General features: G+C 66.8%; 2 protein-coding genes. Both read left to right on the top strand.

All coding sequences use genetic code 11. The features are described 5' to 3' along the window. The first annotated feature begins 1 nt into the window (after position 1). On the top strand, positions 2-964 hold the full coding sequence (locus tag LBW87_RS15725; RefSeq protein ID WP_225202431.1) for a FecR family protein: 963 nt from the start codon (positions 2-4) through the stop codon (positions 962-964). A gap of 184 nt (positions 965-1148) precedes the next feature. Beyond that, positions 1149-13577: a filamentous hemagglutinin family protein gene (locus LBW87_RS15720; protein ID WP_225202430.1), complete on the top strand. Its 12429-nt coding sequence runs from the start codon at positions 1149-1151 to the stop codon at positions 13575-13577. Positions 13578-13592: the final 15 nt, after the last annotated feature.

Raw genomic sequence — 13592 nt, 5'->3', positions numbered from 1 at the left:
AATGAACAACGCGACAGAAAAAACGGATGCAGCAACGTCCACGCTCGATCAAGAGGCGTGGGTGTGGCTGCGCCTGCTGCATTCGGGCAACGCCAGGAAGATCGATCTCGACGGCTTCCAGCACTGGGTACATGCCAGTCGCGCGCACCAGGCCGCGTTTTCCGCCGCGCGTCGCGAATGGCAGCACATCAATGCCGCCGCGGCCTTGCACCAGCAGCACGCCACCTTGCCCCGTGCCGCTGCTGCAGGTCCGGGCCGCCGCCGCTGGTTGAAGACGGCGCTGGCCGGCACCGGCGTGGCGGTGGTCGGCGCGGCGCTGTGGCCCACGGCGGGCAGTTGGGTCAGTGTCGCCACCGACAGCACGGCCACCGGCGAGCAACGTTCGATGGCGCTGGGGGGCGTGAACCTGACGCTCAACACCCAGACCAGCGTGCGCCAGTTGCGCGACGGCGAGCGGGTGCATGGCATCGACCTGATCAAGGGCGAGGCCGCCATCGATATCGCTGACGCGCGCGCGCTCTTCAGCGTCAACGCCGGGGTCGGCAGCAGTTCGACCCAGGCCGGCAGTTTCGAGGTGCGCCTGGCCGATAACAAGGTCTGCGTCAGTTGCGTCGGCGGTACCGTGCTGGTGCGGCATCCGGCCGGACAAAGGTCGTTGTCGGCGGGGCAGCAGACGATCTATGACGAGCAACACATCAGCGGCATCGGCGCCGCCGATGTCCAGGCCGTATCGGCCTGGCGCCATGGTGAACTGAAGTTCGATCGCACGCCGCTGCGCACCGTCATTGCCGAGATCAATCGATATCGTCCGGGCAGTGTGGTGCTGCTCAATGACGAGGTGCGCGAGCGACCGGTGAGCGGCAGCTTTCACATCGCCTCGCTGGACCTGGCGCTGGTGCAGTTGCAGAAGACCTTCAACCTGCAGGCGCGTACCTTGCCGGCGGGGATTTTCCTGCTGACCTGAGGTCACGATTTTTTTGCTGTTTTTTTCCTGTTCCCGAGATTTTTTCTGCGGTTTCCTGTTAGGCCATTCGTCTTGGCATGTCGGAATCGGAATGCTGAAAAAGCATCCGGTCACTCATGAAATGGGTGCGCATGGAGGACCCCATCGCGCCTTTGCCGCATAGACCAATATCGGGTGGAACAACATGCAAACTGCCAGTCCCTCTTCGTTCTTCAAACGTGCACAGTTCAAGCGCGCACCCATCGCACATGCCGTCGCCTTGTTATTGGCGACCGCTGGCACCGCGCATGCGCAAAAGGCCTTCAGCCCGGCCTGGTTCGCCAACAAGGGCGTGGTGCAGAGCAGTGCGGCCAGCACCGGCTACCTGCCCAACGGCACGCCGGCTTCGGCCCTGACCAACCCGGCCCAGCAGCAACAGCAGGCCAATGCGCAACTGCAGACGTCACTCAATAACCTGACCCTGCTGGCACGCGGCATCGCGGCCAGCCAGGCGGCGCAGGCAGCGGCCCGGCAAGCGGCATTGGCTAATGGCGGCAGCGTGCCGGACGGACTGGGCGAGGGCGGCCTGAAGGTCGATACCAATAGCCTCACGCAGGGCTGGCTCAATGCCAACGCCCCGACGCAGACCACGGCCAACGGCAAGACCACAGTTAATATCCAGCAGACCGCCGACAAGGCCATCCTGAACTGGGAAACCTTCAACGTCGGCCAGAACACCCTCGTCAACTTTGCCCAGCAGGCCAGCTGGGCGGTGCTGAACCGGGTCAATGATCCGCTGGCGCGGCCGAGCCAGATCCAGGGCCAGATCAAGGGCGACGGCACGGTCATGATCGTCAACCGCAACGGGGTCATCTTCAGCGGCAGCAGCCAGGTCAATACCCGCAACCTGGTGGTATCGGCGGCCAACATCAGCGATGCCCAGTTCCGCAGCAATGGCCTGTATGTCGACAACACCGGCAGCCAGCCCAGCTTTACCAATGCGCAGGGCCGGATCGAAGTGCAGGCCGGTGCACAGATCGCGACAGCGGCCCCGGCGTCGGCCACGCAAGGCGGCGGTTATGTGCTGCTGATGGGCCGCGATGTCAGCAATGCCGGGCAGATCAATACTGCCGGTGGCCAGACCACGCTGGCGGCGGGCGACAGTTTTACCATCCGTCGCGGCGTCAGCACCGACGGCAATACCACCTCGACCACACGTGGCAACGAGGTCTCGACCCAGGGCAACGGGCGCGCCATCAACACCGGCCTGATCACGGCCAGCACCGGCGACATCACGCTGACCGGTCACGAAGTGGTGCAGGCCGGTGTGGCGGTGAGCACGACATCGGTGGCTACGCGCGGCACCATCCATCTTCTGAATCGCGCCAGCGATACCAGCGGCAGCGTGACGCTGGCCGAGGGCAGCAGCACGGCGGTGCTGCTCGACCAGAGCGCGGCGACGGCGCTCGACAGCCAGCGCGACGCGGCGCTGAAGAACCTGGACGGCGTCAAGACGCCCAACAACATCGTCGGCGTATTCGACAACCTGAGCAATGTCACCGATCGCGGCGACCTGTCGCGCATCGAGATCGTCAGCGGCAACACGGTCGAATTCAAGAACGGCTCGAGCACGCTGGCCACCGGCGGCCAGATTGCGGTGTCGGCCAGGCAGCGCAGCCTGGTGGGCAGTGGCGCGGTGCTGGATGTGGCGGGTGCGGTGGGCGTCAGCCTGGCGATGGACAGCAACAACATCCTGGTCAACGTGCAGGGCAACGAATTGCGCGACGCGGCCGGCAACCGCGATGGCGGCCTGCTCAACAACAGCAACGTCTGGGTCGACCGTCGTTCGCTGGTGCTGGTACCGGCCGGCACCAACGGTTATGCGACCGACCGCTGGTACACCGCGGGCGGCCTGCTGGAAGTGAGCGGTTACCTGGCCACCGGCGGCCATGGCGTGGGCGAATGGATGGCGCTGGGCGGCACGGTGAACTTTGCGGGCAAGGAGGTGGTGACTCAGGCGGGGTCGACCATCAACCTGTCAGGCGGCACGCTCAATGTGCAGACTGGGTATGTCAAGCAGAGCTGGATGAAGGGCGCCGACGGTCGCCTGTACGAACTGTCCAGCGCGCCGGGCGACCTGCTGTACAACGGCATGTACAAGGGTTTCGAAGTGGCGCACTCACGTTGGGGCGCCAACACCACGGAATACTATTACAACCCGCTGATCGCGCCACAACGCCGATTGGAGGATGGCTACACCGTGGGGCGTGACGCTGGTCGCCTGGTGATCGCGACCGAGTCGGCGGTGCTGGAAGGGACGTTGACCAGTGACGTCTATCAAGGTCCGCGCCAGACGCAGGCGGCGCAGGCCGGGCTGGACGGTTACTACCAGTCGCAGACGGCGGCAGCGCGTCGCGGGCAATTGGTCATCGGCCAATATGTGCCGCGCTATGACAGCACGGCGGGCATCCTGCGCTACGGTCTTACGCCCACCACCAACAGCGTGACGCTGGCGGCGCAGGTAGCGGCGATTGCCGATTCGCTCAGCCTGGGCAATGCTTTGCCGGCAGACCGGATCGGCAACATCGTGATCGATAGCGACCGGATCAATGCGGCCGGTCTGGGTGGCTTGATCATCGGCGCCAAGGGCGGCATTACTGTCGATAGCGCCGTGACCCTGGCCAATGGCGGGGCGCTGACGCTGTATGCGTCGACAGTCAACGTCAATGCCGACGTGACGGCCCATGGTGGCACGATGAACCTGGGTAACGTGCTGCTGCAGAACAGCAGCAACAACCGCTATGAAGACAGCATGATCACGGCAGGCAATGCGGCAGTGACGGTCGCGGCCGGCGTGAAGCTGGATGCCTCCGGCCAGTGGAGCAACCTGAAGAACAATCCGGGCGACAGCAGCGGCCTGCCGGCGCTCAACGGCGGGACGGTCTCGATCCGCAGTTCGCGCGATGTGGTGCTGGGCGCCGGCAGCCTGATCGACGTGTCGTCGGGTGCCGCGATGCTGGCCAGTGGCGAGATCAACGGCGGTCGCGGCGGTAATGTGCGGCTGCAAAACGATACGGGTTTGACGTCCACCGGGCAGATGACGCTGGGCGGTGAGGTGCGCGGCCATGGCGTCAGTGGCGGCGGCACCCTGAGCATCGAGACCGGCCGCATCCAGATCGGTGGCGCAGCGGCGCCGGCTGGCACGCTGCAACTGGCGGCGGATTCCTTCAACAAGGGTTTCGCAAGTTATGCACTGACCGGGCTGGATGGCGTCACCGTGGCCGATGGCGCGCAGGTCAACGTGAGCATGCCGGTGCTGCGCGCCGCCGTCGAGGCGGGTGAACAGCCGACCGGCAGTCCACTCGCCGATGCGTTGGAGGTGTGGACGCCGCCGCTGGTTCAGGAAGATCCGGTCAAGGGCCGCCTGACCCAGCGTCGCGGCGCCAGCCTGTCGCTGCAGGCCGGGTCGACCGTCGCCACGGCGGCCGCCGCGCGGCTCAATACGTCGGTATTGCGGGTGGGGCGCGACGCCGGCATCAACGTCGACCCGGGGCAGTCCATTTCGCTCTACGGCATCGGCCAGGTCACGGTGGATCGCGGCGTCCGGCTGAACGCCTGGGGCGGCAACATCACGCTGGGCCAACTGGCCCTGTCCGAACTCGATCCGACCCTGGGCGCGGCCTATCTCAACGCTGACCGCCATTCGCTGTGGGTCGGCGAAGGCGCGGTGCTCGACGTGGCGGCGCGGGCAATGACGGCCACCGATGCGCGTGGTCGTACCTATGGCACGGCGGGCGCGGGCGGCAGCATCGTCATCGGCGGCACCGTCGATCCCCGCACCGGGCTGGTGTCGACGCGCAACCTGCACGTGTTCGTGGCGATTCGCGAAGGGGCGCTGCTGGATGCCTCCGGCAGCCAGGCTAGCGTCGATATCGACGGCATGGGCAAGACCGTGATTGCCGGCAACGGCGGCAGCATTGCGCTGGCCGCCGGTGACGGCCTGTACCTGGATGGCGTCATGCGTGCTGCCGCAGGCGCCTCGGGCGCGGCCGGCGGTAGCCTGTCGGTGGCGCTGGACCTGCCCAGCTATATGCGCGGGGCCAAGCCGGCGGTGCTGGCAGGCCGCCAATTCATCATCGGGCAGCAAGCGCTGCCGTCGGCGTTGACGGCCGGCTTGAGCGATATCGATGGCACCGCACAGATGGCCTACGGTCACGCGCGACTGGGCGTGGATCAAGTGCAGGCAGGCGGCTTCGGGCAACTGACCCTGTTCGCTCGCGGCGGCCTTTTCTTCGATGGCAACATCGACTTGAATATGCGCCAGAGCCTGCAACTGTATTCGAGCGACCTGACGCAGATCGATGCGCTGCACGGCGCCAGCCATGTCAACCTGTCCGCGCCCTACGTGCGCCTGGCGGGGGTCGGCAATTTCCCCACGCCGACGCCCGACACCATGGTCACGCCGCGTGGCGTGCCGACGGTGGTACGCCCGCTGCCGGCCAGTCTCACTATCGATGGCAGCCTGGTCGACATCCGTGATGGCGTGTCCCTGGACTTCTCCAGCACCACCTTCGACAGCAGTGGCGATCTGCGCTTCCTGGCGTCGGTCAATGCCAGCGCCGGCATTGACCAGTACTCGACCGTGGTCACGACCCAGGGCGACATCATCCTGCGCGCAGCGCAGATCTACCCGGCGACCAATGCGATGGCCAGCGTGCAGGCGGGCCTGGGCGGCGGCAAGGAAGCCGGCAGCGACGCGGCGCTCTACAAGCCGGACAGCTTCATCCGGATTGAACGCAATGGCACCGAACTGCCGGCCTTGCCGTACTCGGTCTTCGGCGCGTTGCAACTGGGTGCGGCCACCATCGAGCAGGGCGGCATCCTGCGCGCACCGTTGGGCGCGATCGCGCTGGGCGGCGCCAGCAACGGCTTCACCACCCGCATCAACCTGCTGCCCGGTAGCCTGACCTCGGTCAGCGCAGCCGGCCTGGTCATGCCTTATGGTGGAACGGTCGATGGCATCAGCTATACCTATGACGGTGCCAACGTGGTGCTGAGCGGCATCGGCGGCGTCCGTTCGACCAACAACACGCGCCTGAGCCAGGGCGTGTCGCTGACCGGCACGTTCATCGATGTCCGGGCCGGCGCGGTGATGGACATGACGGGCGGTGGCGAGTTGACCGGCGCCGGCTTCATCAGCGGTCGCGGCGGCTCCACCGATGCGCGGACTTCGCCGCTGATGCAGGTGGGGACGTCCGGACGTTTCGTGTTGCCGGGTCTGCTCAACAATCCGATCTACGCCATCGTCCCGGGCGTGCAGGCAGCGCAGGCGCCGGGCGTGTCGCCGGGCGGCGCAGTCGATCCGCTGATCGGCCAGCAGATTACCATCGGCGCCGGCGTGCCGGGCCTGGCGGCCGGCACCTATACATTGATGCCGTCCACCTATGCCCTGTTGCCGGGAGCGTTCCGGGTCGAACTGAACGGCTCAGCCGGGCTGGGCGCGGCCTTCGCCAGTTCAGGCATGCGCAACGGCTCCACCAGCGTCGCGGCGCAGCTGAGCATTGCCGGCACCGGCATCGCCGACACCCTGTTCCGCCAGGCCATCGTCACGTCGGGCAAGACGCTGCGCAGCTATTCGCAGTACAACGAAATGAACTTCGCGCAGTTCGTCATGGCCGATGCGGTGCGGCGCGGCATCCCGCGGGCGATGACGCCCGATGACGGCAAGGCGCTGCGCCTGACCTTGCGTACCGGCGGCGGGGGCGATGCCTTCCAGTTCGACGGCACGGCTGATTTCAGCGCCGCCAGGTCGGGTTATGACGGTAGCCTGGTGGTCATGACGCAGGCCCTGCCTTTCCAGGACAAGGCGCTGGAGATCGTCGGCCCCGGCGCCGGCGCGACGGCCGGCTTCGTCGGCGTGACGTTGCGCGACGAGACCCTCAACAAGCTGAAACCAGGCAGCATGAACATCGGTTCGGCGCCGGTAGTGACGTACGGGCAGGCCGGTTCCGTCATCGATTTCTTTACCGGCGACACCGGCCTGATCACGCTGCGCTCGGGCGCCACGCTGCGCGCACCGCAAGTCATGCTGGTCACTTCCGATGCTTACAGTGGCCACCGTATCGTGGTCGAGCAAGGCGCTTCGATCAATACCATCGGCCGTGGCAAGGTGGCCTATGATGCCCGCGACGGCTTTGTCTACACCGCCCGTGGCGACGTGCTGGCGGTGTCCAACGGCTTGCTCAATTTCATCCCGGCGCTCGCGTCCACCGAGCCACCGGGCAACAACGGCATCAGCATCGGCGGCTGCACGCTGGTGCCTTGCATGGGCGCGACCGAACTGTATTCGGAAGGCTCCATTGCGGCCGTCACCAGCAGCAATTTCCAGATGGATGATGCGGTGCGCTATGGCACTCGCAACCTGACGCTGGCGGTCTCCAGCGTCAACGCCGGCACGCCGCAGGCGCTGGCCGATGCCGCCGCACGCAATGCCTTGCCGTTCGGATTCTCCCTGAATCAGGACGTGCTCAATCGCCTGCTGGCGGGGGATACCCGCTACGGCGCACCGGCGCTGGAAACGCTGATCCTGAGCGCGCGCGATTCCTTCAATTTCTACGGTACGACCAGTCTCAGCACGCTCGATGCAAGCACCGGCAAGTCGTCACTGGCCAACCTGGTGCTCAACACCCCGGCCATCTACGGTTACGGCAATGCGGGCGACGTCGCCACCATCCAGACCGGCAATCTCATCTGGAACGGCGGCACCAGCGCGGCTGGCAACGTGGTGGCGCAAGGGGCGGGCACCGGCAGCGGCACGCTGGACCTGCGCGCCGAGCGCATCGAGTTCGGCTATGCGCCCTTTACCCAACCCAGCAGCCTGACCCAGGTCGGTCGCCTGGCGCTGGGCTTTGCCAACGTGAACCTGGCCGCCAGCGATCGCGTCACCGCTAACCATAAAGGCAGCCTGGCGGTCTATCAAAGCCAGGGCGCCTATGACAGCGCCACCGGTTACCAGTACAGCGGCGGCAACCTCAACATCACGGCGCCATTGGTGACGGGTGCGGCAGGTTCGGTCAACCGGCTCACCGCAGGCGGCACGCTGACCCTGAGCACACCGGCCAGCGGCGCGGCCAAGGCCGGCGACAACAGCATTGCGCTGGGCGCAGAACTGAGCCTGTCCGGGCGTGAGGTGGTGATCGACTCCACCGTGGCGCTGCCTAGCGGCAAACTGAGCATCACCGCCGAACGCGACCTGCGGCTGGACCAGCACGCCACGCTCGACATGGCCGGCCGCAAGATCAGCTTCTTCGATGTCGACAAGTACAGCTGGGGCGGCGACGTGCTGCTGGAAAGCAGCGGCGGTAATGTGCGCCAGAATGCCGCTTCGGTGATCGATCTGTCGGCGCAGAACAATCGTGGTGGCACGCTTAAAGTGACCGCGCTGTCCGGTAGCGCCGGCGTGGTGGACCTGCAAGGTAGCATCCTGGGGGCCGCCAGCGGTCACTATGAAGCGGGCGGTTCGCTGGCGCCGTACCTGGCCGGCTCCATTGATGTGCGGGCCCGCAAATTGGGCGATAGCGGGTCGCTGGACGAGCAGTTCGCCGCATTGAACCAGCGCCTGAATACCGGCGGGGTGGTGGGGGCGCGCAGCTTCCAGCTCACGCAAGGCGATCTCACCATCGGCAGCGGCGTCAAGGCCAGCGAGGTCAACGTGTCGCTCGACAACGGCAACCTGAGCGTGACCGGCACCATCGATGCCAGCGGCGAGCGGGTCGGCACGATCCGCCTGGCGGCCAATGGCAACCTCACCATCGCCGGCAGCGCGGTGCTCGACGCCCACGGCAGCGGCCTGCGGGTGGACAGCTACGGCAAGATCATCGATAGCCCCAACCGCGCCATCATCGAACTGGGTGCGGGCGAAAGCGGGCAGTTGACGCTGGCCTCGGGCGCGCGCATCGACCTGCGTCATGGCACTGCGGTGACCAGCGGCAATGATGGGGCAGCCCGCGGCACGCTGACGCTCAATGCCTTCCGTACCGGTGAGACCAGCGGCGACATCCGTATCGATGCCGGCGGCAATCTCGACATCGTCGGCGCGCGTTCGATCGCGGTCAACGCCATGTGGCGCTATATCGATGCCCCCGACGGCACCGACCCGCTGGTGACGCGCCCGTATCAAGAGATCACCCAGGCTTATCTCAATGACAAGCACGTGCAAAGCACGGCCTTCATGACGGCGGCGCTGGCCAATGGCAACCTGATGAACAGCAAACTGGGCGGCCTGCGCAGCTACCAGGAAGCGTTTCACCTGCGTCCGGGCGTGGAGATCGCCAGCAAGACCGCCGACGGCGACCTGGTGGTGCGCGGCGACCTGGACCTGTCCGGGTATCGCTATGCCAGCGTCAATCCGAACACGCCAATGACCGGGGTAATCGGCTCGGGCGAGGCGGGGTCATTGACCCTGCGCGCCGGGGGTAACCTTGACGTCTACGGCAGCATCAACGACGGCTTCGCGCCGCCGCCGGCGACCATGGACGACAATGGCTGGCTGCTGCTGCCGGGCATCAACTTCACCGGAGACAACGTGGTGGTGCCACGCAGCGGCGTGGTGCTGGACGACGGCACCATCTTCGAGGCCGGCAAGACGCTCAACTACGACCTGCCGATCAAGGCGCGCATGTTCTCCACCGGCCAGGTGATTCCGGTGGCCAGTGTGCTCGCCGCGCCCCTGACGCTGACCGCCGGTACGGTATTGAGTGCCGATGTGCGTGACGCCAGTGGCAACCTGCTGCACGCCGCCGGCAGCATCATCGCCACCACCGTCACCCTGCCGGCCGATACCCGCTTCGACGCCGGCATGCGCCTGCCAGGCAACGCCTCGCTGGCGGCCATGGTCTGGCCCAAAGGCGTCATGCTGGCGGGGGTGGAAGGCCAGCGCGGCTACTTCGTGATGAATGGCGCCACCACGCTGCCCATCGGCGCGCTGATTCCGGGCGGCACCGATATCAAGCTGGCCGGCGGCGCGACCTCGGTCGACCTGCGCGACCGCGTCGGCGGCAGCCAGGGCAAGCTGTGGGCGGTGGCGGCCATGTTGCCGGAAGGCTCGCAATCGTGGTCGCTGCGATTGACGGCCGGGGCCGACCGGGGGGCGGCCGACAGCCGCATCACCCGTGCCGGCGCCGTCGTTGGCAGCCTGCGCCTGGCCGATAGCCACTACGGCGTGTACGGTCTGTTGCACCAGGACTTCGGCTGGAGCCAGCTGGCGGTAGATGATATGGCCAGCGCCGGTATCGTGGCCAACCTGGGCGATCCGGTCGATCCGGAGCAACTGGGCATGGACAACCTCAACGATGTCTGCGTGCTGTACATGCCGGAATATTGCATCGCATTGGGGCCGGCCAGCTACCAGGCCGTGCCGTCAAGCACCCGCTTCAGCGTGGTGCGCACGGGCGCCGCCGACATGGACCTGCTGGCGGCCCGGGACGTGCGCATGGACACGCTCTATGGCGTCTACACCGCAGGCGTGTCGTCGACCCCGACCCGCGCCGGCGACCCCTACAACCTGCCGCGTGCCCGCAACAGCAATGGCACCGTGCTGGGCGATGTCAGCGGCTACTTCGAGAAGCTGGTCGATGGCGGTGCCGACAGCCTGGCGCGGGCCTGGTATCCCACCGATGGCGGCAACCTGACGGTCAAGGCCGGCGGCGACCTGATCGGCAACCAGATGATGGCCTCATCGGCGGTGGTTGGACGCCCCAATCGCGACGACAGCGGATTCAACAGTGCCGAGACCGGTAACTGGTTGTGGCGCCAGGGCAGCGCCACGGCGCTGGGTGGCGGCCAGGACCAGTTGAGCGCCTGGTGGATCAACTTCGGCAGCTATGTGTCGGCGGGTGCCGACAAGGTGGTCGGCTTTACCGGACTGGGTGCGCTCGGCGGCGGCAACCTGCGTATCGAGGCCGGCGGCAATGCCGGCACCGTGGGCCAGACCGTGGATCAACTCGCCGCGCAGCAATGGAACCGGCGTACCCAGTCACTGGTATTGGCCGTGGGCAGCACTGGCCGGGTCGCGGCCGACGGCAGCCTGAGCCTGACCGGGGGCGGCGATATCGATGTGCGCATCGGTGGCGCCCTCAATCCGGTCAGCAACGGCTTCGTGATCGACGGCATCGGCGGCACCATCGTCGACCTGCGCGGCAATGTGCAGGTGCAGGCGGCTGAAATGGGCCGCATGACCATGTCGTACGCGTTGAACGAGTCGCGTGCCATCCCCGGCGAAACACGCGCCCTGAACGCCTTCGTGGCGACCCGTGCCGAGCTGGGCGGCGGGTTGCTGCTGGTGCCGGGCGACGCCACCTTCGCGTTGTCGTCGCGTGGTGACCAGGTGATCGGCAATGCCATCGACCCGGGACGCACCACGATCGCCAATGCGACCCCGATGGCGGCGGTGGTGCCTGATCCGTCCGATCCGACCCGGTCGCTGCCCACCGGCAGCGGTACCAGCTGGTTCTCGCTGTGGACCAACAACACGGCCATCAGCCTGTTCTCGGCCGGCGGCAACCTGTCGCCCATCATGTCCGGCCGCGCCAGCGACCTCTCGGTGGTGTACCCGGGACGCTTGAGCGCGGTGGCCGCCAGCGGCAGCCTGTATTACGGGCTGGCCGGCACCACCAGCAATAACAGTCTGGTGTTGCCGCCCCTGCTGCTGGCGCCATCGAGCAATGGCCAGCTTGAGTTCCTGGCACGCGACAGCATCTTCTCGGGCGGCTACACGGTCACCCAGTCGGCTGCGGCCAGCAGCAGCATGGCCACACCGTTGCACCCTGCGTTCTTGGGGACCACGGCGTCCGGCGCTGCGGTGTCCAATCTCAATAGCGACGGTAGCCATGTCGTCATCAGTGGCGAGGTCTATCCCCTGTTTGCCTTCGGCGCCGGGACGGCTTCCGGCGAGCCACGCAGCAATGGCCAGCCGGCGCGCTTCTACGCGGTCGATGGCGATCTGCTCGGGGTCAGCAGCGGACGGGCGCTTACCTTTACCCAGACATGGACCGAGAGTCGTGCCGGGCAGAGCTGGTACGAGGGGGCGCAGCCGGTCTGGATGAAGGCCGGGCGCGACATCGTCAGCAGCGGCAGCCGCCTGGGCGTGCCCGACCTGTTCGAGAGGCCAGACCAGTACACCGCCGTCAATAACCTGTTCGTCCATGGCGGCATGAATGACGTCTCGGTCGTCTCGGCCGGGCGCGACATCCTGTACAGCAGCTTTGCCGTAGCCGGCCCCGGTACGCTGGAGATCACGGCCGGACGCAATATCCAGATGGATAACAAGGTCGGCGTCAACAGCATCGGCCCGGTGGTGACGGGCGACCAGCGCCCCGGCGCCAGCATTGTCATGCAGGCCGGCGTGGGCGCCGGTGCGGACTACGTGGGCCTGATCGCGCGCTATCTCGATCCGGCCAACCTGATGGCCGCGGGCGCATCGCTGGCCAGCCAGCCGGGCAAGGTGGCCAAGACCTACGAGAACGAACTGGCCGCCTGGCTGACCGAGCGTTACGGCTTTGCCGGCAGCACCGAACAGGTGCGCGCGTTCTATGCGGCCTTGCCGGCAGAGCAGCAACGGGTGTTTGCCCGCCGCGTCTATTTTGCCGAACTGGCCGCCGGTGGTCGCGAGTACAACGACATCAACAGCCCCCGTTCCGGCAGTTATCTGCGCGGCCGCAACATGATCGCCAGCCTGTTCCCGGGCGTGGCGTCGGGCTATGGTGGCGACATCACCATGTTCGGCGACGCCGGCGTGCATACCCGGTTCGGCGGCGACATCCAGATGCTGACGCCGGGCGGGCGCCAGGTATTTGGCGTCGAAGGCACCAATCCGGCTGGCAGTGCGGGCGTGATCACGCAGGGCGCGGGCAACATCCAGATGTATGCGCTGGGCAGCATCCTGCTGGGCCAGAGCCGCATCATGACCACCTTCGGCGGCGACGTGCTGGCCTGGTCGGCCGCCGGCGACATCAACGCCGGTCGCGGTTCCAAGACCACGGTGGTCTATACCCCGCCCAAGCGGGTGTACGACCGCTGGGGCAACGTCACGCTGTCGTCGGACGTGCCCAGCACCGGCGCCGGCATTGCCACGCTGGCGCCGATTGCCGAAGTGCCGGCCGGCGACATCGACCTGATCGCGCCGCTAGGCACCATCGATGCGGGCGAAGCCGGCATCCGGGTGTCGGGCAACGTCAACATCGCGGCGCTGCAAGTGGTCAATGCCGCCAACATCCAGGTGCAGGGCAAGTCAACCGGCTTGCCGGTAGTGGCCAGCGTCAACGTCGGCGCCTTGAGCAACGCCAGCGCCGCCGCCAGTTCGGCCGCCATGGCAGCGCAGGATGCGGTTTCGCGCGACCGGGCTGCGGCGCGCCAGAACCTGCCGTCGGTGTTCACGGTGCGGGTGCTGGGCTTTGGCAACGAGCCCACCGAGAGCGCACCAGCCGCGCCGGCAGCGGGCATGACTTCGATGACGCCGGACGGCAAGTCAGACCGCGCCAGTCCGGTGCAGGTCATCGGCCTGGGCAACACTGTCGACAACGCGCAGCTGTCGCGCCTGACGGAACAGGAGAGGAGGGCCTTGAAGGCGGCCCGGTAATGCGCTGCCTGTCAA

Source organism: Herbaspirillum sp. alder98, from assembly GCF_020179755.1.
GTDB lineage: Bacteria > Pseudomonadota > Gammaproteobacteria > Burkholderiales > Burkholderiaceae_D > Herbaspirillum.
Note: the sequence above shows the minus strand (reverse complement) of the source record. Positions and strands in the feature narration are given on the sequence as shown.